The organism is Ruegeria sp. CG1 (genome assembly GCF_056537265.1).
In genome coordinates, this window is sequence record NZ_JBQFRF010000014.1 from 1 (window position 1) to 23,429 (window position 23,429).

22 protein-coding genes and 1 pseudogene are annotated in these 23,429 nt (G+C 57.9%); 15 read left to right on the forward strand and 8 right to left on the reverse strand.

Going from position 1 to position 23,429, the window contains the following annotated elements:
* Together ACR0AU_RS21115 and ACR0AU_RS21120 are read right to left on the reverse strand one after the other, a co-directional pair.
* Positions 1 to 233 (reverse strand): annotated as a pseudogene (locus ACR0AU_RS21115) (hypothetical protein); the annotation flags it as partial.
* 54 nt (positions 234 to 287) lie between these two features.
* The gene (locus tag ACR0AU_RS21120) at positions 288 to 1,001 is read right to left on the reverse strand and encodes a uroporphyrinogen-III synthase (protein WP_480796257.1); all 714 of its coding nucleotides are present in this window, start codon (positions 999 to 1,001) and stop codon (positions 288 to 290) included.
* A gap of 97 nt (positions 1,002 to 1,098) precedes the next feature.
* On the opposite strand from ACR0AU_RS21120, the gene tsaD reads away from it, so the two are divergent.
* The 4 genes from tsaD to ACR0AU_RS21140 are packed head-to-tail and all read left to right on the forward strand — an operon-like array spanning position 1,099 to position 3,848.
* The gene (tsaD, locus tag ACR0AU_RS21125) at positions 1,099 to 2,196 is read left to right on the forward strand and encodes a tRNA (adenosine(37)-N6)-threonylcarbamoyltransferase complex transferase subunit TsaD (protein ID WP_480796258.1); all 1,098 of its coding nucleotides are present in this window, start codon (positions 1,099 to 1,101) and stop codon (positions 2,194 to 2,196) included.
* Positions 2,193 to 3,155: an NAD(P)H-dependent glycerol-3-phosphate dehydrogenase gene (locus ACR0AU_RS21130; protein ID WP_480796259.1), complete on the forward strand. Its 963-nt coding sequence runs from the start codon at positions 2,193 to 2,195 to the stop codon at positions 3,153 to 3,155. Before tsaD ends, ACR0AU_RS21130 begins: the two co-directional genes overlap by 4 nt.
* Before the next feature lies 1 nt (position 3,156).
* Entirely contained in the window at positions 3,157 to 3,426 is a 270-nt protein-coding gene (locus ACR0AU_RS21135; RefSeq protein ID WP_170407946.1) for a YciI family protein, read from the forward strand.
* Positions 3,426 to 3,848 carry an EVE domain-containing protein gene (locus tag ACR0AU_RS21140; RefSeq protein ID WP_480796260.1) on the forward strand — a complete coding sequence of 141 codons (423 nt, stop codon included), beginning with the start codon at positions 3,426 to 3,428 and terminating at the stop codon, positions 3,846 to 3,848. The genes ACR0AU_RS21135 and ACR0AU_RS21140 overlap by 1 nt, the downstream gene beginning before the upstream one ends.
* A 222-nt stretch (positions 3,849 to 4,070) precedes the next feature.
* On the opposite strand, the gene ACR0AU_RS21145 is transcribed toward ACR0AU_RS21140, so the two are convergent.
* Positions 4,071 to 4,412 carry a DUF2853 family protein gene (locus ACR0AU_RS21145; protein ID WP_170397892.1) on the reverse strand — a complete coding sequence of 114 codons (342 nt, stop codon included), beginning with the start codon at positions 4,410 to 4,412 and terminating at the stop codon, positions 4,071 to 4,073.
* Positions 4,413 to 4,603: 191 nt separating this feature from the next.
* Here ACR0AU_RS21145 and ACR0AU_RS21150 point away from each other — a divergent pair, with 191 nt between their 5' ends.
* Positions 4,604 to 5,251: a DUF899 family protein gene (locus tag ACR0AU_RS21150; protein ID WP_170397890.1), complete on the forward strand. Its 648-nt coding sequence runs from the start codon at positions 4,604 to 4,606 to the stop codon at positions 5,249 to 5,251.
* 4 nt (positions 5,252 to 5,255) lie between these two features.
* Here the strand turns inward: ACR0AU_RS21150 and ACR0AU_RS21155 are convergent, their stop codons facing one another.
* The 3 genes from ACR0AU_RS21155 to ACR0AU_RS21165 form a co-directional block, all read right to left on the reverse strand.
* Positions 5,256 to 6,005 (reverse strand): extensin-like domain-containing protein, encoded by a 750-nt coding sequence (locus tag ACR0AU_RS21155; RefSeq protein WP_480796261.1) that lies wholly within the window; start codon positions 6,003 to 6,005, stop codon positions 5,256 to 5,258.
* 13 nt (positions 6,006 to 6,018) lie between these two features.
* The gene (ahcY, locus tag ACR0AU_RS21160; protein WP_170733772.1) at positions 6,019 to 7,407 is read right to left on the reverse strand and encodes an adenosylhomocysteinase; all 1,389 of its coding nucleotides are present in this window, start codon (positions 7,405 to 7,407) and stop codon (positions 6,019 to 6,021) included.
* A gap of 103 nt (positions 7,408 to 7,510) precedes the next feature.
* Positions 7,511 to 7,825, reverse strand: a complete 315-nt coding sequence (locus ACR0AU_RS21165) for a hypothetical protein (RefSeq protein ID WP_170397881.1) — start codon at positions 7,823 to 7,825, stop codon at positions 7,511 to 7,513.
* 206 nt (positions 7,826 to 8,031) lie between these two features.
* On the opposite strand from ACR0AU_RS21165, the gene ACR0AU_RS21170 reads away from it, so the two are divergent.
* From ACR0AU_RS21170 to ACR0AU_RS21180, 3 genes are all read left to right on the forward strand, one after another.
* Complete coding sequence (locus ACR0AU_RS21170) at positions 8,032 to 8,625, forward strand: HD domain-containing protein (protein ID WP_170397878.1); 594 nt, start codon at positions 8,032 to 8,034, stop codon at positions 8,623 to 8,625.
* Positions 8,626 to 8,699: 74 nt separating this feature from the next.
* The gene (locus ACR0AU_RS21175; RefSeq protein ID WP_480796262.1) at positions 8,700 to 9,524 is read left to right on the forward strand and encodes an FkbM family methyltransferase; all 825 of its coding nucleotides are present in this window, start codon (positions 8,700 to 8,702) and stop codon (positions 9,522 to 9,524) included.
* Positions 9,525 to 9,577: 53 nt separating this feature from the next.
* The gene (locus ACR0AU_RS21180; protein ID WP_480796263.1) at positions 9,578 to 10,525 is read left to right on the forward strand and encodes a glycosyltransferase family 2 protein; all 948 of its coding nucleotides are present in this window, start codon (positions 9,578 to 9,580) and stop codon (positions 10,523 to 10,525) included.
* A 65-nt stretch (positions 10,526 to 10,590) separates the two neighbouring features.
* Here the strand turns inward: ACR0AU_RS21180 and ACR0AU_RS21185 are convergent, their stop codons facing one another.
* Both ACR0AU_RS21185 and ACR0AU_RS21190 read right to left on the reverse strand, forming a co-directional pair.
* Positions 10,591 to 11,145, reverse strand: coding sequence for an ActR/PrrA/RegA family redox response regulator transcription factor (locus ACR0AU_RS21185; protein WP_039542641.1), 555 nt, complete (start codon positions 11,143 to 11,145; stop codon positions 10,591 to 10,593).
* A gap of 87 nt (positions 11,146 to 11,232) precedes the next feature.
* Positions 11,233 to 11,850, reverse strand: a complete 618-nt coding sequence (locus tag ACR0AU_RS21190) for an SCO family protein (protein ID WP_170397869.1) — start codon at positions 11,848 to 11,850, stop codon at positions 11,233 to 11,235.
* Between the two features lie 92 nt (positions 11,851 to 11,942).
* On the opposite strand from ACR0AU_RS21190, the gene regB reads away from it, so the two are divergent.
* The 7 genes from regB to addA all read left to right on the forward strand — a co-directional run bounded on the left by regB (position 11,943) and on the right by addA (position 23,378).
* Complete coding sequence (gene regB, locus ACR0AU_RS21195; protein WP_170397866.1) at positions 11,943 to 13,334, forward strand: sensor histidine kinase RegB; 1,392 nt, start codon at positions 11,943 to 11,945, stop codon at positions 13,332 to 13,334.
* Positions 13,335 to 13,398: 64 nt separating this feature from the next.
* Complete coding sequence (locus ACR0AU_RS21200; protein WP_480796264.1) at positions 13,399 to 14,907, forward strand: PAS-domain containing protein; 1,509 nt, start codon at positions 13,399 to 13,401, stop codon at positions 14,905 to 14,907.
* 40 nt (positions 14,908 to 14,947) lie between these two features.
* Positions 14,948 to 15,418, forward strand: a complete 471-nt coding sequence (gene tsaE, locus ACR0AU_RS21205) for a tRNA (adenosine(37)-N6)-threonylcarbamoyltransferase complex ATPase subunit type 1 TsaE (RefSeq protein WP_170733766.1) — start codon at positions 14,948 to 14,950, stop codon at positions 15,416 to 15,418.
* The gene (locus tag ACR0AU_RS21210) at positions 15,415 to 16,419 is read left to right on the forward strand and encodes an aminoglycoside phosphotransferase family protein (protein ID WP_480796265.1); all 1,005 of its coding nucleotides are present in this window, start codon (positions 15,415 to 15,417) and stop codon (positions 16,417 to 16,419) included. The genes tsaE and ACR0AU_RS21210 overlap by 4 nt, the downstream gene beginning before the upstream one ends.
* Positions 16,416 to 17,102 carry a nucleotidyltransferase family protein gene (locus ACR0AU_RS21215; protein WP_170733764.1) on the forward strand — a complete coding sequence of 229 codons (687 nt, stop codon included), beginning with the start codon at positions 16,416 to 16,418 and terminating at the stop codon, positions 17,100 to 17,102. Before ACR0AU_RS21210 ends, ACR0AU_RS21215 begins: the two co-directional genes overlap by 4 nt.
* A complete protein-coding gene (gene addB, locus ACR0AU_RS21220; protein ID WP_480796266.1) occupies positions 17,095 to 20,022 on the forward strand; it encodes a double-strand break repair protein AddB in 2,928 nt (975 codons plus the stop codon). Before ACR0AU_RS21215 ends, addB begins: the two co-directional genes overlap by 8 nt.
* Complete coding sequence (gene addA / locus ACR0AU_RS21225) at positions 20,019 to 23,378, forward strand: double-strand break repair helicase AddA (RefSeq protein ID WP_480796267.1); 3,360 nt, start codon at positions 20,019 to 20,021, stop codon at positions 23,376 to 23,378. The genes addB and addA overlap by 4 nt, the downstream gene beginning before the upstream one ends.
* Positions 23,379 to 23,429: the final 51 nt, after the last annotated feature.

A 23,429-nucleotide genomic window follows, 5' to 3' on the forward strand; every position in this document is an offset into this window, starting at 1 on the left:
GCTTCGGCTTCGGCTTCGGCTTCGGCTTCGGCTTCGGCTTCGGCTTCGGCTTCGGCTTCGGCTTCGGCTTCGGCTTCGGCTTCGGCTTCGGAAGTCAATTCGTCCGCAGCGTTATCCGCGTCAACGGATTTCTCATCCGAGACTGCATCACTTTCGGTCTCGGCGGCTTCTACCACCTCTTCGACGCTGGGGTCTTCGACCGGTTCCTGATCGGGTTTCTTCTTATCAGCCACCGCGTTAATCCCCTTATCGATTCCCAAAACACATGAACAACAGACTAACCCAAGTTAATCTGCACCCGGCGCGCTCTCAACCCGCATCACGTGTTTCACGAGTTTTTTCACGGCTTTCTGCATTTTGTCCGGGGTCGGTTCATCCGCGATCTTCAGCCGCTCGAAACTCAGTGTTTTAAGGGGTTCCGCTGTGGCTTCGCTGATCGCGGCCAGCCACAGAGGCGCAGATCCGGCCCAGACATCGGCAAATTGTCGCGCTGTGCGGGGTGAAAATAGCGGGGCGATGATGGGCTGATCACCTTTGGCGGCGTGGGAAGCGTCATCACTCAGCGGCAAAAGCTGTTGCCGATAAATCGGCTGTTCTCGGGTGGTCAGCCCGGATTCAGTCAAACGCGCGGCCACGTTGCCACGGCTGTGTTCTCCGCGCAGATGCAGCAGCGGGCTGTTTGGCTTGAGTTTCAGCAGATTGGCCACCAGCCCTTCGGCCGTCGCACCCAGCATCTGAGCATCCCACCCTGCCGCCTGCGCTGCCTGCGTGGTCACCGGACCAACGCAATAGGCGGGCAGGCTGCGTTCCACATTCAATACGGCGGCGGCGTTCACGCCATTTGCCGAGGAAAAGATCAGTCCAGCAGAATCATCGGACTCAACCATGACACCCAGCGGTTCGATCTTTAACAAGGGTGAATGGATAACCGCGACTTGCGGCCGAATGTGGTCCGGCAGTTGCGCAACGAACCTGTCCGAGGCGGCGCGAGGGCGGGTCATCAACAAATACAACGGTCGGCGCCTTCGGCCTTGGGATTGTTTGCATCCGCGCGGGGTGATACCCCGCTTGGCAATCATGATGCAACGGATCAGGCCTATGGTGCAAACACTTACCGTCCTTGGACTGGAAAGCAGCTGCGACGATACCGCAGCCGCCGTTGTGCGGCAGGGCACAGGCGTAGGGGCCGAGATCCTGTCATCCGTGGTGCATGGCCAGACTGAGTTGCACAGCGCCTATGGTGGCGTTGTGCCTGAGATCGCAGCGCGTGCGCATGCGGAAAAGCTGGATATTTGCATCAAACAGGCTCTAACACACGCCGAAATTGGCTTAGATGATCTGGACGCTATCGCTGTCACCGCCGGTCCCGGCTTAATTGGCGGCGTAATATCCGGCGTGATGTGCGCAAAGGGTCTGAGCGCAGCAACCGGGTTGCCGCTAATCGGGGTGAATCATTTGGCCGGGCACGCATTGACGCCAAGACTGACCGACGAGATTGCTTTTCCCTACCTGATGCTGCTGGTCTCGGGTGGTCACTGCCAATATCTGATCGCTCATGGACCGGAACAGTTCACCCGCCTTGGGGGGACGATCGACGATGCCCCCGGAGAAGCCTTTGACAAGACCGCCCGTCTGTTGGGTCTGCCGCAACCCGGTGGCCCTTCGGTCGAGGCCGAAGCACGCGCGGGTGACCCCAAGCGGTTCCGATTTCCCCGGCCCCTTCTGGATCGCCCCGGATGTGACCTGTCTTTTTCGGGACTCAAGACCGCGCTGATGCGGATGCGGGATAAGATCGTAGCCGAAAAAGGGGGGCTGACCCGACAAGATCGCGCTGATCTGTGTGCCGGTTTTCAGCAGGCTATTGTTGATACCTTAGCTGAGAAAACCCGCCGCGCGATTGCCCAGTATCTTGAGACATCACCGTCAGAACCGGTTATTGCCGTTGCCGGAGGTGTCGCAGCAAATTCCGCTATTCGCTCAGGATTAGAGACTGTTTCCGCGGAAATGGGCGCCCGATTTACTGCCCCTCCGCTGGCTTTGTGCACTGATAATGCCGCAATGATCGCCTATGCGGGTATGGAACGATTCCGCACCGGTACACGAGATGGGTTGGACCTGACGGCGCGGCCCCGCTGGCCCTTGGATCAAACCAGCCCTGCAATGCTGGGTAGCGGCAAAAAAGGGGCCAAGGCATGAGCGTGACCGTCCTTGGTTCTGGCGCATTTGGAACCGCTCTGGCGATATCTTTGGCGGGCAATGGGCCTGTAACTCTCTGGTCACGAGATGCCGAGCAAGCAGCGCAGATGCAGCACGGGCGCGAGAACCCGCGACGATTGCCGGGCGTCACACTGCCCGCCAGTGTTTCAGTGACAGCTGAATTTGAACAAGCGGCGCAATCCGATGTGTTGTTACTGGCCGTCCCAATGCAAAAGCTGCGCGATGCGTTGACGCAATATTCCGGCGAACTGGGTGGCAAGGTTTTGGTGGCTTGCTGCAAGGGGATCGAACTTTCCACGGGGCTGGGTCCCGTTGCAGTCATCCGTCAAACCGTTCCGGACGCACTACCGGCCTTGCTGACTGGCCCCAGCTTTGCCGATGATATCGCGCGCGGTTTGCCTACGGCGTTGACGCTGGCTTGTGATGATGCCGAACTGGGTGAAGCACTTCAGCAAGAGCTGACAACTGCCAATCTGCGTCTTTATCGTACCGCCGATACCGTCGGAGCAGAGCTAGGTGGAGCGCTAAAGAATGTGATGGCTATTGGTTGTGGCGCGGCCATTGGTGCAGGGCTTGGCGATAGCGCTCGCGCTGCGTTGATCACACGCGGATTTTCTGAGATGCAGCGCTTTGCCGCCCAGCGCGGGGCACGGCCCGATACGCTGATGGGGCTATCGGGGCTGGGTGATCTGGTGCTGACCTGCTCATCCGAATTGTCGCGAAACTATCGTTTTGGCCTGTGTTTGGGTCTAAACAAGCCATTTGACACCACGACAACCGTCGAAGGTGTCGCCACTGCGCAGGCCATGTCCGAAATCGCAGCGAGCGAAGGGTTAGACATGCCCATCAGCGCAACGGTGGCGAAACTCAGCAGCGGTGCCTACAGTGTCACCGACGCGATTCAGGCCCTGCTGGGTCGCCCACTCAAGGAGGAATAGTATGCTCATCGCCCTGATCGCCCGGGATAAAGCTGGTGCCCTACAGACCCGGCTGGACAACCGCACGGCCCATCTGGCTTACATTGAAGAAACCGGTGTTGTGGCGCAGGCCGGGCCGTTACTGGACGGCGATGCGATGATCGGATCGCTGGTCATTCTGGATGTCGAGAATCTGGCCGCCGCTGAGGCCTGGGCCGCAAATGACCCCTACGCGCTGGCCGGCCTGTTCGACTCGGTTGAATTGATCCCGTGGAAAAAGGTCATCGGCTGATGGCGTATTGGCTGTTCAAATCCGAACCCTCGACCTGGAGCTGGGATCAGCAGGTCTGCAAGGGAGACGCGGGCGAGGAATGGGATGGGGTGCGCAACTACCAGGCCCGCAATTTCATGCGTCAGATGCAGATTGGTGACCGGGGTTTTTTCTACCACTCGCAAAAGGACAAGGAGATTGTCGGCATTGTCGAAGTCTGTGCCGAGGCCCATCCCGACAGCACAACCGATGATGAGCGTTGGGAATGCGTGGATATCAAAGCCGTCCGGTCTTTCACAATTCCGGTCAAACTGGATCAGATTAAGGCGGATGAGCGTTTGGGTGAAATGGTTCTGGTCAAGATTTCACGCCTTTCAGTGCAGCCGGTCAGCGATACAGAATGGCAGTTGATCTGCGCTTTGGGCGAGACAGAGGCGGATTGAATGAAAAGGGAAGGCCCTGACGACTTCAGAACCTTCCCTACCCCGCGTGCTCCCAAGCTCACCACACGCATACGGAATTCTGTTGGTTCTGACCGTCCTGGTCATATCCTGACCTTAGCCGATTTCAGAACCGCGCTTCAAACGCCAAGTATTTAGAGTTTCAATCAAATACAAAACACCCGCCGGTAAGACCGACGGGTGCTGAAATGGTTCTTGGCTGGATCAGCTATAGACCGATTCTTTGCCGAAATGCTTGGTCAGCATGTAATAGACGACAGCGCGGTACTTGTTACGCTCGGACATGCCATAGGTCTCCATGGCCTTGTTGATCCCTTCCATCAGTTCGGGACCATCCGACAGGCCCAGCTTTTTGATGAGGAAGTTGTTCTTGACCGTCTCAAGCTCGCCTTCCTGGCTGGCCGCCACTGTCGACGCATCCGCGTCATAGATCGCCGGACCGCAACCGATGGTGACCTTGGTCAGCAGGTCCATATCGGGGTCCATCCCGCATTTGCCTTTTAGATCTTCAGCGTATTTGGCGATCAATTCGTCGCGTTTGCCCATGTCCCAATCTCCTTAATCCATTGTCACGGAACTTTTTACCGATGCACGAGAGACTAGCCTTGTCGGCGGAATTCCCAAAAGGGAAAAATCACAAGGTTTCCCCCTAGGCTGAACTTCGCGGGACTCGGTGATTTGATTTTTTCAGATTTATTATTTAACATTTTTGTTAATTATGATTCCCGGAGGTCCCCATGCCCGTAACGTTACCGAATGAAACCACCGAATATCGGTTAGCTCGTAATGCACTTCTATCCGCCGAGCGGGACCTGAGAGCAAAGGTTGAAGAGGTCGCGGCCTTGCGCCGTTCTCTGCCAACAGGAGGCAAAACCCCTAACGATTATGCGTTCCGAGATCTGGCAGGCGAGGGTGCGCCTATGTCGTCGCTGTTTGGCGATAAGGATACGCTGATTATCTATTCGCTGATGTACGGACCCGACGCGGAACGCCCCTGCCCTATGTGTTCGGCGTTTCTGGATGGGCTGAACTCTCAGGTTCATCATCTGAAGCAGAACGCCTCGGTCGCCGTGGTGGCGCAGAATACGCCCGAAAAACTCTCGGCGCTCAAGGATGAGATGGGTTGGAATGCGCTGCCGCTCTACTCAGCATTAGGGACGAATTACCAACGTGACTATCTGGCCGAGACCGACGGGGGTGATCAGCTTCCCATCCTGAATGTCTTTCAACAGCTCCCTGATGGCATTCATCACTTCTGGAGTTCCGAGCTGTTCTTTGAACCCAGCGATTGGCATCCCCGGCACGTGGATGCGGCTTGGCCACTGTGGAATGTTCTGGATTTCACGCCACAGGGCCGCGGCGATTTTATCCCACCTCTACGCTGAGGTACTATCGGCAGTAGCCCCAGCCGGGCCCCTGCAGGTGGAAGTGATCGGCATGTAAGCGGTTGTAGTCAGGGCCAAGCACCACGCGGAACCAGTCACAGGCTCCGCGCCATATCTGGCGCAGAAAATCGGCCTCGGGCCCGTCAGCGTCCCAGTCAGCCAGCAGGTTCAAGCTGCGCCCGTCCGAGAGATCCATTCCGACGATGTCGATCGCGTCCGCAGTGGCGTGACTGCTCCAACCATTGTCTTGTCCTTGCGCGGTCCGCATCCGGCGGCAGTTATAGCTGCCGATCTGGCGCATTCTGCTGACGAAAGTCCCCAGTAGTTGCTGCGCAGCGGGTTGCACAACATGGTGTTCCCACATGACAAGCCGCAAAGTTGTGGCACACCGGGTCTCGACTGCAGTGACGCGGGCGTTCACCAGACCGGACAACCGGCCGCGTCCCTCGATTCCGCAATTCTGGTCCACCACCAGATCGTCCAGCGGATCAAACCGAGCTCCAGCCTCGGCCAAGGCTGCACGGCATAAAGCGTCATCCGCCAGTGCGCGGTTCAACTGGTAGGGAGTGACCGGAGTCACTGGCGCGGTCACGGTCAGATCACGCAGCGGGTTCCAGTGCGGGGGTACAGGCGTATTGGGATGGGCAAGCAGCCACCAAACGCCGCCGCCCAACAAGGTCAACAGCGTTAAGAGGCCGAAAAGAAAAGACGCCGCCGAAAGCAGGATTCGGCAGCGTCTGGAAGGCTTGGTCATGCGTCTTTCGCACTTAGTAGCGGTAGTGTTCCGGCTTGTATGGGCCTTCGGGTTTTACGCCGATATAGGCCGCCTGATCGCTGTCCATCTGGGTCAGCTTAACGCCGATCCGGTCCAGATGAAGACGGGCAACTTTTTCGTCCAGATGCTTGGGCAGGATGTAGACTTCGTTCTTGTATTCATCGCCTTTGGTGAACAGCTCGATCTGGGCCAGGACTTGGTTGGTGAAAGAGGCCGACATCACGAACGAGGGGTGACCGGTGGCGTTGCCAAGGTTCAGCAAGCGACCTTCGGACAGCAGGATAATGCGGTTGCCCGAGGGCATCTCGATCATGTCCACCTGTTCCTTGATGTTGGTCCATTTGTGGTTCTTCAGGCTGGCCACCTGAATTTCGTTGTCGAAATGGCCGATGTTGCCGACGATCGCCATGTCCTTCATCTCGCGCATATGCTCGATGCGGATCACGTCCTTGTTGCCGGTGGTGGTGATGAAGATATCCGCGTTTGCGACTTCGTCTTCCAGCAGGGTGACTTCGAACCCGTCCATGGCCGCTTGCAGCGCGCAAATCGGGTCGACCTCGGTCACTTTCACGCGGGCGCCTGCGCCACGCAGCGAAGCCGCCGATCCTTTGCCCACGTCACCATAGCCGCAGACCACGGCAACCTTACCGGCCATCATGGTGTCGGTGGCGCGGCGAATACCGTCTACCAGCGATTCCTTGCAGCCGTATTTGTTGTCGAACTTCGACTTGGTGACCGAGTCGTTCACGTTGATCGCCGGGAACGGCAGGTGGCCATCTTTCACCAGCTGATACAGGCGGTTTACACCGGTGGTGGTTTCTTCAGAGACGCCTTGGATCTGGTCGCGCATTTTGGTGAACCAGCCCGGAGACGCGGCCATGCGCTTGGCGATCTGCTTCTTGATCACCTCTTCCTCTTCCGAACCCGGAACAGGGATAATGTCCTCTCCTGCCTCGGCACGTGCACCCAGCAGGATGTACAGCGTCGCGTCGCCGCCATCGTCCAGGATCATGTTGGGGCCTTCGTCGAACAGGAAGGATTTGTCCAGATAATCCCAATGCTCTTCCAGCGTCTGGCCCTTGATGGCGAAAACGGGAATACCAGCCTCGGCAATCGCCGCCGCCGCGTGGTCCTGCGTCGAGAAGATGTTGCACGACGCCCAGCGTACATCCGCGCCCAGCGCCACCAGCGTTTCGATCAGAACGGCGGTTTGGATGGTCATATGCAGCGAACCGACGATCCGCGCGCCTTTCAGCGGCTTGCTTTCGCCATATTCGGCGCGCAGGGACATCAGGCCCGGCATTTCCGTTTCAGCGATATTCAGCTCTTTGCGGCCAAACTCGGCCATTGAAATGTCTTTAACGATATAGTCCCCGGCCATCAGGTACTCCACTCCGGCAATTCACAGTCCGAAGTGCCACTAGCATCCCTTGCGGGATGAGGCAATGAAGATGGCCGGAAACAGGAAGTCTGGTGACAAAATATCAGCTTGGCGTACCCTCTGCCTTGATTTTGGGGATCGCTTCAAAAAAATCAGTGCCAACGGCGACAATACAACTCATGCCGTTCGCCTGGGTCACCAAAACGGTATAACTTCCCGTTTCCTTCGAGGTCCAAACCTCCATGACCGTCTGCCCGCCACGTGATTTCTGAAGACCGCCAAAGGTTAATTCCTCGGAGTAATTGTCTTGCAGTTTGGTAATCACGTGCTCGCGCTCTGCGCAGTTCTGGGCAAAGGCAGGTGGCGCGGTTGCGGCCATTCCGAAGGTCAGGGTTATTGCAAACAAACGCTTGAACATAGCAAGCTCCTTTCGATACGAGTTTCGTTTCGAGAGGGCGCAACTGGGAGGAGTCAGCACCCCCCTCAGTCCTTGATGTCGGGATCGTATCGCGCAGGTTCAAAGCACGAATGCTCAAGAAATTGTTGGCAGCATGTGATCCAGACAGATACATCATACCACAAGAACGCGAATTGAACGTGTCCCAGTTCACAAGGCATGGTAAAATGGCAACACAACCCAGAGCGTGGCAAAGAATGCTGTCGGGACGGCGGCTGGATTTGTTGGACCCGACACCCGTGGATATCGAGATCGAAGATATCGCGCACGGGCTGGCCTTTGTGGCGCGGTGGAACGGTCAGACCAACGGGGATTTTGCTTATTCCGTGGCCGAGCATTCCTTGCTAGTGGAAGAGCTTTTTGGCCGCATCGCACCAAATGCACCGACGAAATGGCGGTTGGCGGCACTGTTACACGATGCCCCCGAATATGTGATTGGTGACATGATTTCTCCGGTGAAATCCGCCGTTGGCCCGGATTATGGTGATTTAGACGACCGGCTGGCTGCTGCGATCCATATCCGTTTCGGCTTGCCCGCCGTGGTACCAAAAACAGTGAAACGCCAGATCAAGAAGGCGGACAAGATCAGCGCCTGGATGGAGGCGACGCAGATCGCGGGTTTTTCTGATACCGAAGCATCAAAGTTCTTTGGTCGTCCAGACAAGGCAATATTAGAGGGGTTGCAGATCAAACTGCGTCCCCCGATTGAGGTGCGGCAGGCCTATACCGCGCGGCATCAGGAATTGTTGGGCAGCATTTAGGTCGCCAATAGATCAGCAGCTCGGCCTATGCTAATTTTCCGCTAAAACAAGACCATAATCGGACGCAGGTTCAGATGAGCGACGCAGACAGCCAGATACCGGTCACGAACGCGCAGATGGAATATGCCAACGCGTGTTTACGTGAAGCGTACAATCTGACAGGCCGAGGGCGGGTGCGCAATCTGATCCGAAAGTCACTGCTGCCACAGTTGATCGCCTACCGGGGTATTCGAATCCACCTGCACCCTTATGACAATTTCAGCGAATTCTCTCTTTGGCAGAAGGGCCGGTCCCCGGAAGAGCTTGAGCTGAATTGGCTGAAAGAAAGCTTTGCGGGGAAGACTCTCAAGGTTTTGGATATCGGGGCAAATTTTGGTCTGTATTCACTTTTCTTGTCGTCAATTCTTAGCCCGGACTCCCGGATTCATGCGTTTGAGCCTAATCCGACTCTGGCCGAACGCCTCAGCAATAATTGCTCTCTGAACGGATTTGGCAACGTGGAGCTGAACACTTTCGCGATCGCGGGCGAAACTGGTGAGGCGACGCTTATTATTGAAAAGCGGGGCGACACGGCCACCAATCTTGGTCAGGCGCGTTTGGCAAACGACCCAGCGTATCTGGAGCTGTCAAAATACGATACGATTGAGGTGCAGACCCGAACACTGCTTGAGCTTACACATCTGCATGATGCCGATTTTGCCAAGCTTGATGTTGAAGGGCACGAGCCGAACATTCTCATGCCTTTTCTTGAAAGCGCAGAAGATGCAGCGCTTCCCCAATTTCTACAGCTGGAAACCGTGAATCTTGGTGATAGCGCCGAACGCCTGTTTGCCTCACTTTCTGATCGTGGCTATGAAAATGCCTTTCAAACTCAACGTAATATCATCTTCAGAAGATAGGCAGTGCAAGGAAGAACCGCGATCATGATCAAACCCACTCAGGCCAAGCCGATATGAAGGTCGGGCTATTCTCCTGCGCCAAGGATGAAGGGCCGTTTATACTTGAGTGGATCGCGTATCATCTGCTGGTCGGGTTTGATCCTATTCTGATTTACAGCAATGACTCGACAGACGGCACCGCCGAGCTGCTTGATGCGCTGGATGATAACGGGGTTATCTCCCATGTTCTGCAAGGTCTGAAACCCGGGCAAGTACCACAGCATACAGCGGCAGAAACGGCCTATGCGCATCCTTCGCTTAACGATGCCGATTGGCTGATGTGGCTTGATAGCGATGAGTTTCTGTTCTGTGCAAACGATGAAAATCAGGTCGCAGGTCTCGTCGAACGCTGTTCCGGTTTCGCCGAGGGCATCGCCGTGAATTGGTTGATCTTCGGAAATGGGGGCAACGACAAGTGGGAACCGGGGCTGGTCACGCAACGGTTCCTAAAGCGTGCCGATACAGATCATAATTTGCATCGCTACTACAAAACGCTTTTTCGAAAGTCTGATAAAATACGGGGGTTTGGCCTGCACCGGCCCTACTTGCGACCGGACTTTCGAAACGATGGATCGCAATTTGTAAATGCTGCGGGCCTGCCGATGCACGAACACATGTATCGTTCGGGATTGCGACGAAGACATGCGCTGGGTGCCGCGCCCGAGCATCTGTCTACACACGATTGGGCTGCTGTCATTCACTACCCGGTGAAAACGCGAGACAGTTTCGCGCTCAAGCGGCAGCGCGGGCAAGGCACGAAAGCGACAGATGCACCCAACCGGTCCAGCCGGTTTCGTGAAAGGTATTGGAATAAGTACAACCAGAACAGCGTCGTGGATGATCGAATGCTGGCGATGGGCGGTAGGCTGCAGGCAAAGGTTGATGAGTTGCTGTTATTGCCTGAGGTTGGGTGCGCGCACTCTGCCTGCCTTAAGAATTACGCGCTGAGGCTCCAAACTTAGGCTCAACCCGCGCCCTGAAGGTCGTTTGGAACGGCCCGGGAAAACACACTATTGAGTTTACTGGTCTACCTTGGACTACGCTTCGCCAGAATCCGCTGCAACGTCCGGCGGTGCATGTTCAACCGGCGCGCGGTTTCCGAGACGTTCCGGTCGCACAGCTCATAAACGCGCTGGATATGTTCCCAGCGGACGCGGTCGGCGCTCATGGGGTTTTCCGGCGGCGGGGGCAGTTCGTCGCCCTTGGCCAACAGAGCGTTGGTGATGTCAGTGGCGTCGGCGGGTTTGGACAGATAGTCGGTTGCACCAATTTTGACCGCCGCAACGGCGGTGGCGATGGCGCCATAACCGGTCAGAACCACAACCCGGCTGTCGGGGCGTTTTTCGCGCAGCACTTCAACCACGTCCAGCCCATTGCCATCTTCAAGTCGCAGATCAACCACGGCATAGGCAGGTGGGCGGGCTGTGGAAATGGCGCGGCCTGCGGCGACGGAACCCGCGGTTTCAACCTCGAATCCGCGTTTTTCCATGGCCTTGGCCAGACGTCTCAGAAACGGCTCGTCATCATCTACCAGCAGCAGCGATTTGTCGGGGCCGATTTCAAGCTGGGAACTGTCTGCCATATGTGGGTCTTTCCGCTATTTCATGCCTCTTGGCTTAAACATGAGTAATAGCAGCGCCATTCCAAAGGTCAAACCGACTGTTGAGGATCAGGCCTGATCAAGAAAGCAGCCAATCTTGTCCGCCATCTGCTCGGCCGTTTCATCGCGTTTGAAAAATTCCAGAAACCCATCCTCGGGCGTCATCAGATAGGTAAAGGTCGAGTGGTCGACCAAATAATACTCATCGCTTTTGTCTTGGGCCTTGTAATAGGTCTTGTACGCCTTACTGGCCGCCTTGATCTGCTCGGGCGATCCGGTCAGGCCAATCACGCGTTCATGCAGGTTGAATGCGAAATCGCCCACAACCTCGGGGGTATCGCGATCCGGGTCTATCGAGATGAACAACGGCGTCACCGACTGACCGCGCTCGGCCAGCAAATCGATCGTGTCGACATTGCGCGACATGTCAAAGGGGCAAACATCCGGGCAGAAGGTATAACCGAAGTAGACAAGCGTGGGCTCGGTGATCACATCCTTGTCGGTTACCGTCTCACCCTTGGCGTTAAGCAGTTCGAACGGCCCGCCGATCGCCGCGCTCCCGCCCGCAATCTGAGACGAGCGGCACTGCGCGTATTTGTCGTCCGCGCCGCCCCTCGTCAACAGCCACATGGCGCCAAGACCAATTGCAAGAACAACAGTTGCGAGAATAGCATAAAGACGAACCATGGCGCGTATCCTGATACGAAAGGGGATGTTGATCGATTCTGCCGGGACACCTATCAACATGTCGGACCGACGCAATAGGACATAATCGACAGATGACGAATTCCAACACCAGTCTTTGGCGTGGGCAGGAGCGCAGTACCTGGATCAGGCTGCGCACGCTGATCCTGCTGCGATGGGTCGCCATTATCGGCCAGTTCACGGCCATCACGGTTGCACAGAAATATTACGACGTTCAGCTTGAGCTGGCATTGTGTTATTTCGTCATCGGCATTTCGGTGATGGGTAACCTCACGGCCATTCTGTTGTTTCCCGAAAACAAGCGCTTGTCGGAATTCGAGAACTTCCTGATGGTGCTGTTCGATCTGCTGCAGCTGTCGATCCTGTTGTATCTGACGGGGGGGCTAAACAACCCGTTTGCGCTGCTGTTGCTGGGTCCGGTGACGATTTCTGCAAATGTAATGAGCACCCGCTCGACCCTGATCATCGGCAGCGTTGCGGTGATCCTGACCACGTTGCTGGCGCAATTCCACCTCCCGCTGAGAACCAATCTGGGGTTGGTGCTGGATATCCCCGATATTTTGCTGTTCGGAAACTGGGCGGCGATTATCATCGCCATCGTTTTCATCGGCGCCTATTCGCACCGCATCAGTTCCGAAGTTCAATCGATGTCCGAAGCGCTCTCGGCCACCCATATGGCGCTGGCGCGCGAGCAAAAGCTGACTGATCTTGGTGGTGTGGTGGCCGCCGCCGCGCATGAGTTGGGTACGCCGCTGGCTACGATCAAGCTGGCCAGTTCAGAACTGATCGAAGAGCTGGACGACCGGCCTGAGCTGATGGAGGACGCAGCCTTGATCCGCGAACAGGCTGACCGCTGCCGCGACATCCTGCGCGATATGGGCCGAGCTGGGAAAGATGACTTGCACCTGCGTCAGGCGCCTCTGTCCACCGTGATCCATGAAGCGGCAGAGCCACATATCAATCGTGGTAAAGTGGTGCATTTCGACGAAGGACCAGTTGCGGATGGCGATGTGCAGCAGCCCTCGATCCTGCGCAAGCCCGAGATCATTCACGGGCTGCGCAACCTGATCCAGAACGCAGTGGATTTTGCCCAGTCGACGGTCTGGGTCGAAGCTGAATGGACCTCTGACCGGATCAGCGTTTCGATCATGGATGATGGGCGCGGCTACCCCTCCCACATCATTGGTCGGATTGGTGACCCATTCATGCGCCGCCGCCGCGCCGATCGCAGTAGTCGGCCGGAATACGAAGGCATGGGGCTGGGTCTGTTCATCGCCAAAACCCTGCTGGAACGCAGCGGTGCCGAACTGAGCTTCGCCAATGGCGCGGACCCTTATCAGACCCTGACTGACCAACCGGACCGCAGGGGGGCGATCGTCAATGTCGTTTGGCCGCGCAAGCTGATCGACGCGCAAACCGGGGACACTCCGGTTCCCTCGGGCGCCAACCAACCGTTCCAGATCTGAGTTAAGACCCCGTTAACCATTGTTGTTCATATAGATTCAAACGTTTTACCCGGGGGTTGGAGCAATGGCCGAATGGATCGTTCTGGCCGCAATCAGCGTGGTTTCGGCCAGCTTTGCGATATTGTGGCTCTTGCCACGCCATCAGGCCAAAACAAGAGATTTCGGGCTGTCAGCGCCCGGAGCGCTGTTCGATGTTGTCTTCCTGTTCGATGGCGACCGGTTGATCAGCCACTCCGATATTGCGCTGGCAGGTTACGAATCCGTCAGCAACTGGGCTGATCTGCGGCGTTTGCTGCAACGTGATTTTCCCGCTTTCCCCGAAACGCCCGAGATTGTCCGGTCCGGGGGCAACATCGCCGTTTCAGCCATCGACTGCACAGTCGAGCGCGAGGTTCTGTGCGAATGGATCGATGGTATCATTCGGGTTCAATTACGTGATCTGACGGGGACCATCCCTGCGCCACGCCGTGACCAGCGCGATCCAATTCGTTTGGCGATGGAGCAGGCGCCCTACCCTGTTTGGCTGATAGATCACCGTGACAAGGTGGGCTGGTGCAATGCGGCCTATGTAAGGTTGGTTCGCAAGATCGCGGGACCGGATGCCGATCTGACGGACCCTCTGTTTCCTTCTCACAAGGACGAGGCGCAGCTGAGTCGAAAAACCCGTGTCTCGATTCCAGTAAGGGACAGCGATGCCAAGCTCTGGTTTGACCTGACCCAGGTCGCACACGAACAGGATCACTTGTGTTACGCGGTCGATATCAACGCGATTGTCGAAGCCGAGACAGCACAGCGCAAGTTTGTGCAGACCATGACCAAGACCTTCGCACAGCTCTCCATTGGTCTGGCGATCTTTGACCGCAACCGGCAACTGGCCCTGTTCAATCCAGCGCTGATTGATCTAACCACCCTGCCACCTGATTTCCTGAGCCTGCGCCCAAGCCTGTCCAGCTTTTTTGACCGGCTTCGCGACCAGCATATGATGCCCGAGCCTAAGAACTATCGCAGTTGGCGGCGCCAGATGAACGACCTTCTGGAGGCGGCACAGGACGGAAACTATCAGGAAACCTGGTCGCTGCCATCAGGATCGGTCTATTCCGTCAGTGGTCGCCCGCATCCCGATGGGGCCGTGGCTTTCCTGTTCGAAGATATCACCGCCGAAATCACACTGACCCGAAGGTTCCGCGCTGAAACGGACCTTATGCAATCCATTCTGGACAAGCTGGCTGATGCCATCGCGGTGTTTTCGGATGACGGTTCGCTGGCGATCACAAATTACGCCTATCAGGTGTTGTGGGGCGACAGCGGCGAAGTAGGATTCGAACCAGCAACGGTGCTGGAAATCACACGCCAATGGCAGGAGTACTGCACCGCCACGCCGATCCTTGGCGAGATCCGCGAATTCGTCACCGCGCGCGAGAATCGGGCCGAATGGTCGGCTGAACTGATCCTAAAATCCGGCGGCTCTTTGAACTGCACGGTCAGCCCCATGCAAAACGGGGCAACAATTGTCCGTTTCGCCTCGGACAACCCGGTCAGGAACATCACGGAAATACAAAGAATCAGCGCCTGAACCGGTTGCAGCCGACCCGGCGCAGGTTCATTGTGACGCCATGAACGCACCGCTGACTCTGACCTCGAAATCCCCATTCGACACTGCCGAAGTTGCCACCAAACTGGGTGGCGCATTGCAGTCTGGCGATACTATCCTGCTTGAAGGTACGATCGGCAGCGGCAAAACCCATTTCGCACGCGCATTGATCCAATCTCTTCTGTCCGCGCCCGAAGATGTGCCTTCGCCGACCTTTACTCTGGTTCAGGTTTACGAGACGCAGCTTGGTGAGGTCTGGCATTCAGACCTCTATCGTCTTTCTGCCGTGGAAGAGATCGAAGAGCTGGGGCTGGTCGACGCCTTCGACGTCGGCATTTGCCTGATCGAGTGGCCTGAAAAGCTGGGTCCCCTGACGCCAGAGCCGGCCTTACTGATCCGGTTCACCACAGACGCCAACGAACAAGATACGCGACAACTTAAGATGTCGTGGACAGACCCGAAATGGAACGCCAAGCTGGAGGGGATCCAATGACGAACCGGGCCATTCTGGCAGAAGCCTTGATCGCGCAGACACCATGGAACGGCGCACGGCATACGCCTTTGGCGGGTGATGCATCAAACCGCCGGTACGAGCGTCTGACCGACCCTGCCACCGGCCGGACCGCCGTTTTGATGGATGCTCCGCCCGACAAGGGCGAAGCTGTTGAACCCTTCGTGCGTATGTCGAAATACCTGCGTTCCATTGGGTTGAGTGCGCCGGAAATCTACGCCGAGGACTGCGAATACGGGTTTCTGTTGCTCGAAGATTTGGGCGACGATCTGTTCGCACGCGTCTTGCGGGACGATCCGACGCTTGAGCGCACGCTGTATGACGCCGCAACCGATGTACTTGTCCATCTTCACGCGGCGCCGACGCTTTCGCTAGACAGTTACGACCCCGCTCTGATGACCGAATTGGCGGCGCTGTCGTTCACGAAATATGCGCAAGGCATTCTTGGATCGCACGACGACGAGGCCCGCGCCCGGTTTGAGCTGCGCTTTGCGGATATCCTGCACCGGGAAACCGGCGGAACGCGGGTTGTTGTGCAACGCGATTACCACGCAGAAAACCTGATCTGGCTGCCCGAGCGCGAAGGTCTGGCGCGCGTCGGTCTGCTGGATTTCCAAAGCGCGATGCTGGGGCATCCCGCCTATGACCTGATGTCACTGCTACAGGATGTGCGTCGGACTGTGCCCGCCGGGATCGAGATGCGGATGATCGACCGCTATATCACCGCAACCGGCGTCGATGGGCATGATTTCCGCACCGCATATGCTGTTCTGGGCGCTCAGCGTAACCTGCGCATTCTAGGCGGTTTTGCCCGGCTGGCGACCGATTATGGAAAGCCACACTACGTCGACCTGATCTCGGCTGCGTGGGCACATTTGATGCGCGATATCGAACATCCCGCGTTGGTGGCGGTGGCAGACCTGTTGCGCAGCGCCCTGCCCGCCCCAAGCCCCGAAAACCTGGAAAAGCTGAGGGCGCAATGATCGGCACCCCCCAAGCTGCAATGCTGTTTGCCGCAGGCTTTGGCACCCGCATGGGTGCCCTGACCAAAGACCGGCCCAAACCGCTGATCGAGGTGGCCGGGCGGCCCTTGATTGATCACGCACTTGATCTGGTCGATGCGCTGAGGCCGCTGCGGGTTGTTGCCAACCTGCACTACCACGCTGATCAGTTGGCTGATCATCTGGCGGGCCGCGACGTTATGATTTCGCGGGAAGAAACGCGCATTTTGGATACTGGTGGTGGGCTGCGCGCAGCGCTACCTCTGCTTGGATCCGATCCGGTATTCACCTTGAACAGCGACGCAATCTGGGCTGGGCCCAACCCACTGAATTTACTGAAGGATCAGTGGAATCCGGATAAAATGGATGCGCTGCTGATGTGCGTTCCAGTTGGGCAAACCCTAGGCCACTCCGGCCCTGGTGACTTCACTCAGGACAGCACAGGGCGGATCGTCCGCGGTGCAGGTCTTGTTTACGGCGGGGTACAAATTCTGAAAACCGAAGCGCTGCATGACATCGCTGAGGACGTGTTTTCATTGAATGTGTTGTGGGATCGAATGCTGCAGCAAAAGCGCCTGTTCGCACTGTCTTACCCCGGTCGCTGGTGCGATGTGGGGCGTCCCGAGGGTATTGATCTGGCCGAGGGGCTGATTGCCGATGTTTGAGCCCAGCGCCCTGCCCCGGGTCTTCGCCATTCCTCCGGGCGCGGATTTCCCCAAGGTGTTGGTTGACGGGCTACATGAGCGGTTTGTGGGGCAGCCGCCCGACGCGCTGGCCCGGGTGCAACTGGTGATCAACACCCGCCGGATGGCGCGCCGGGTGCGCGATCTGTTTGATCAGGGTCCCGCTTGCCTTTTGCCACGCCTCTCTTTGGTCACCGATCTTGGCGAAAGCGCCGATCTGGCGCAGATCCCGCCCGCAATCCCGCCATTGCGTCGCAGGCTAGAGCTGACGCAGTTGATCGCTAAACTGCTGGACCAGCAGCCCGATCTGGCAGCCCGATCCTCGCTGTTCGATCTGTCTGACAGTCTGGCCGGGCTTATCGACGAGATGCAGGGGGAAGGTGTCTCTCCCGATGCGATCAGGCAACTGGATGTCAGCGACATGTCCGGCCATTGGGCGCGGGCACAGGCCTTTATAGGCATCGCTGATCAGTTCATGGAATCCGGTTCGGAGGCGCTGGATGCGCAGGCCCGACAGCGGCGCGTGGTCGAGAACCTGATCGCGCGCTGGGAGGCGTCGCCGCCCGAACATCCTGTCATTCTGGCAGGCTCTACCGGGTCTCGCGGAACCACCCTGATGCTGATGCAGGCGGTTGCGCGTCTGCCTCAGGGGGCGCTGGTGCTACCCGGCTATGATTTCGACCAGCCTGAACATGTTTGGAGCAATCTGGATAACCCGCTGACATCTGAGGATCATCCTCAATACCGGTTCCGCAAGCTGATGCTTGGGCTAGGGCTTCGCCCGGATCAAATCCGGCCATGGACCACGGATCAGGCCCCTTCACCTGCCCGTAACAAGCTGATTTCGCTTGCATTGCGCCCTGCCCCGGTCACCGACGCATGGATGACTGAAAGCCCGCTCCTGCCCGACTTGAACGGTGCGACCAAGGATGTGACGCTGATCGAGGCGCCCTCGCCCCGGGCCGAGGCCTTGGCCATTGCGCTACGCCTACGGCAAGCGGCCGAGACCGGCCAGACCGCCGCGCTAATCACCCCCGACCGGATGCTAACCCGGCAGATCAGCGCCGCACTGGACCGGTGGAATATCCTGCCCGATGACAGCGCGGGCCTGCCACTGCAGCTGTCTCCGCCCGGGCGGTTCCTGCGCCATGTCGCCGGGCTGTTCGCGCGCCGCCTGGATGGCGAGGCTCTGCTGACACTGCTCAAACACCCACTGTGCCATGACGGGGGCGACCGGGGCAGCCACCTGCTGCATACCCGCGATCTTGAGCTTGACCTGCGTCGCTATGGCCCGCCCTTTCCCGACAGCGCCAGCCTGACCGCTTTCGCCATTCGTACTGAAGCGCCCGAGGACTGGGTCCGCTGGGTTACCCAGACATTTTGCGATCAATACGACCCCAGCGAACAGCCACTGCCGGACTGGGTCGCCCGGCTTCGCACGCTGGCCGAGATGATCTCGGCAGGTGCAACCGGTGAATCTGGCACATTGTGGGACAAGAACGCGGGCCAGAAGGCGCTTGCGGTGATCTCTACTTTGGAAGCCGAAGCACAGCATGGCGGCGCGATGACCGCCCATGACTTTGCCGACCTTCTGGGCGCGTTGTTGGCAGGTGAAGAAGTCCGCGACCGCGATGCACCTCACCCGCATCTGATGATCTGGGGCACGCTGGAAGCGCGCGTTCAGGGTGCGGATCTGCTAATTCTGGGTGGCTTGAACGAAGGCAGCTGGCCCGAGGCTGCGGCACCCGACCCCTGGCTGAACCGTCAGATGCGCAATGAGGCCGGTCTTTTACTGCCCGAACGCAGGATCGGCCTGTCCGCGCATGACTTCCAGCAGGCGGCAGGTGCGGCAGAGGTGGTTTTGACCCGCGCTACCCGTTCGGATGATGCGGAAACCGTGCCATCCCGTTGGCTGAACCGCATGACCAACCTGTTGCAAGGCCTGCCTGAACAGGGTGGAACTAGGGCGTTAGAAGCAATGCAAGCGCGGGGCCAACGGTGGCTGGATTGGGCAGAAATGCTGGAACATGCACCCCGAATCGCACCCGCGCACCGCCCGTCGCCACGACCACCCGCCGCGGCGCGGCCACGGCGGCTATCGGTGACCGAAATCAAACGCCTGATCCGCGATCCGTACGCCATATATGCCCGGCATATCCTGCGATTGAGACAACTGGACCCGCTGGTTCAGGCGCCAGATGCCCTGCTACGCGGTATCGTCATCCACGAGGTGATGGAACAATTCGTGCGTGACAGCGTTCTGGATCCGGCTTTATTGACCCGAGAAAATTTCCTGAAACGCGCCAAAGCTCTGCTGGACGACCACGTTGCGTGGCCAACTGCCCGAAAGCTGTGGCTGGCGCGGCTAGAGCGGATTACCGATAGCTTTCTGTCCGCCGAGATTCAGCGCCGCGCCGATGGCGGGCCTGTGGCTTTTGAGGTTGGGATGCGCCTGACGTTGACGCCGCTGGACTTCACCATTGCCGGACGTGCCGACCGAATCGATCGAAGCGGGCAGGGGGCCTTGCGTATCATCGACTACAAGACGGGCACTCCGCCGACGGAAAGTCAGCAAGCCAAATTCGACAAACAACTGCTGATCGAAGCTGCAATGGCCGAGCAGGGCGGTATCGAAGGATTCGATCCGCTTCCCGTTGCACAGGCGATCTTCATTGGCATGGGCGGCACCTATAAAGAAGTGCCCGCACCGCTGCAGAAAGAGCCGACCAACAAGGTGCTGGCCGAACTGAAAGAGCTCATTTCAGCCTATTTAGTGCCTGATCAGGGGTTCTCTTCACGCAGGATACTGCACAAGGACACAGATATAGGGGACTATGATCACCTCGCCCGGTTCGGCGAGTGGGATCGTTCGGCGGAAACCGAACCGGAGGACCTGACATGACCCCCCGCAATGATGCCACCGAACGGCAGGTTCAGGCCGCGCGCCCGGACACCTCAACCTGGCTGGCGGCCAATGCGGGCTCGGGCAAGACGCGGGTGCTGACCGACCGGGTGGCGCGGTTGTTGCTGGATGGGGTGCAGCCGCAGCATATCCTGTGCCTGACCTATACCAAGGCCGCGGCCAGCGAGATGCAGAACCGGCTGTTCAAACGTCTTGGCAAATGGGCAATGTTGGGCGACGGCGACCTTCAGGCTGAGTTGGTCGAACTTGGCGTACCAGGCCTGATCGATCCCGACCGGTTGGCGCAAGCACGGACACTGTTTGCCCGCGCCATCGAGACACCCGGTGGCCTGAAAATCCAAACGATCCACTCCTTCTGTGCTTCGCTGCTGCGACGGTTCCCGCTTGAGGCGGGGGTCAGCCCTCAGTTCTCCGAAATGGAAGACCGGGCTGCGGCGTTGCTGCGCGAAGAGATCATTGAAAGTTTTGCCGACGGCCCTCAGGCCGAATTGATCGAAGACGTTGCCCGCTTTGTCACCGATACCGGTTTTGACAAACTGACTGCCGCTGTTGCGCAGAAACGAAATCAGTTTGAACATGTGCTGCAATGGCCGGACATTCTGCAACGGTTTGATCTGCCCGAAGGTTTTGATGAACAGGTCCTGCTGCGTAACGTGTTTCTGGGCGGTGAGGTCGAACTGATCCAGTCCATTTTACCCGCGCTTTCGGAAAGCGGAGGGAACAATGCCAAGGCCGCCGACAAGCTTGTCGGCTTTACCGACGCCCGGCTCAGCAAACTGACGATACTTGAAAACGTCCTATTGACGGGTAAGGGTGCGAAAGAGCCCTTTGCCGCAAAACTCAACAGCTTTCCAACCAAGGCGCTGCGTGAAGGGGTGCTGGCAGATCGGATGCCCCAGCTCGAGGCCCTGATGCTGCGGGTCGAAGCCGCGCGGGAACAACGACTGGCGCTGGTTGCGGCCCAGAAAACCCATGTATTACATCGCTTTGCCGCGGCCTTCCTTCCGGAATACGAGCGGTGCAAGCAGGTGAGGGGTTGGCTGGATTTTGATGACCTGATCCTGCGCGCACGTCAGGTGCTGAACGACCCAGCGGTGGCGGAATGGGTGCTGTACCGGCTCGACGGTGGCATCGATCACATTCTGGTGGACGAAGCGCAGGACACCAGCCCAGATCAGTGGGACGTGATCGAAAAGCTGGCACAAGAATTCACCAGCGGGGAAGGGGCCCGATCCGGGGTTGAGCGCACGATCTTTGTGGTCGGCGACAAGAAACAGTCAATCTATTCCTTCCAAGGTGCCGACCCGCAAGCCTTTGACCAGATGCAGGCCGAATTTGGACGAAAACTCCGAGAATCAGGCTCTAAACTGTGGGATTCAACGCTGGAATATTCGTTCCGCTCGTCCAGCGCGATCCTTGGGCTGGTCGATATACTGTTCGAAAACCATGTAGAGGCCGGGTTCCACAAGGATGCCTTGCACCGGGCATTCAAGGCCGATCTTCCTGGGCGCGTCGACCTATGGCCGGTGATCGAGAAGGTTGAAGACGAGGATGACAGCGATTGGACCGATCCCGTTGATCGACCTGGCGCACGGCATCACACCGTCATTCTGGCAGAACAGGTTGCCCGGTCGATCAAGGATATGATCAGGGATGGCGCCACCATTCCCGATGATGGCGATGCGTCGGGGACATTTGTCCGGCGCAAAGTGCTGCCCCGCGACTTTCTGATCCTTGTCCAACGCCGCTCGGACCTGTTTGCCGAGATCATTCGCGCCTGCAAAAGCGAGGGCCTGCCCATCGCGGGGGCAGATCGCCTGAAGGTGGGCGCGGAATTGGCGGTCAAGGATCTGGCTGCTTTGCTTAGCTTTCTGGCCACACCCGAAGACAGCTTGTCACTGGCGACAGTCCTGAAATCCCCACTGTTTGGCTGGACGGAACAACAGTTGTTCGATCTGGCTCATCGCAGGGAGGAAACTTATCTATGGGCAGCGTTGCGCAATCGTGCCGAGGAGTTCCCGGTAACGCTTGCGATTCTGAACGACCTACGCGGTCAAACCGACTTTCTGCGTCCTTATGATCTGATCGAACGTATCCTGACGCGCCATGACGGGCGACGCAAACTGCTGGGCCGGCTTGGGGCCGAGGCTGAGGATGGTATCAACGCGTTGCTGTCGCAGGCGCTGGCCTATGAACGGACAGATATCCCAAGCCTCACCGGTTTTCTGGTCTGGATGCAAACCGACGATCTGGAGATCAAGCGCCAGATGAGCGGAGTCGGCAATATGATCAGGGTGATGACCGTTCATGGCTCGAAGGGATTGGAATCACCGATCGTAATCCTGCCGGACACTGGTAAACGACAGCCACCACGAGATGCCGAGATCATGATGGCGGGCGATACTCCGTTGTGGAAAGTACCTTCTGATGCCTCACCTGCATTAATCGCAGCTGCGCGCCAAGAAGCCAGAACGCGCGAGGAGAATGAGCGGCTGAGGCTACTCTATGTGGCTCTAACACGGGCAGAAAAGTGGCTAATAGTGGCGGCCGCCGGGGATGTAGGCAAGGATGGCAACAGTTGGTATCAGATGGTTGAGGCTGCGATGGTGCGGGCAGGGGCTACTCATGTACCCGGCACCCAGAACCTTCGACTAGCGCATGGAGATTGGGAGGCTTTGCCCGCTGTTGAACAGGGCAGCATCCCGCACAACGAACAGCATTTGCCTGTATTTTTTGACCACCCCGCGCCAAATGCACCCGCGCCAGCCGAAACGCTCAGCCCCTCTGATCTTGGGGGTGCGAAGGCCTTGCCCGGAGATGCGGGGCAGGATGAAGAGGCGGCGAAACGACGCGGATCGCAGCTGCACCTGTTGCTCGAACATCTTCCTGCTGCCGCACAGGATCAATGGCCGCAGCTTTGCGCACGGCTTCTGGCCGATATGCAAGATGTTGAGCGGCAAGATCTGCTGACTGAGGCCACTTCGGTGCTGACGGCCGAATATCTGAAACCGGTCTTTGGCTCGGATGCGCTGACCGAGGTTTCGGTCTCTGCCGATCTGAACGGCACACGAATGCATGGGGTCATCGACCGGCTGATTATAACGGATACAGAGGTGCATGTGATTGATTTCAAATCCAATGCGACTGTTCCGACCGGGCCAGAATCCTGTCCCGAAGGGCTGTTGCGCCAGATGGCGGCCTACGCCCATGCCCTGTCGCAAATCTATCCCAATCACAGTATCCGCACCGCTATCTTGTGGACGCGAACCGCGCACCTGATGTGGTTGCCACACGATATGGTGACGGACGCTCTGACACCGAACCCTATATCTTGACCTTGCCCGGTGCCGCACCTAGGTTCTGAGCCCAAGCATTCCCAGTCAGGA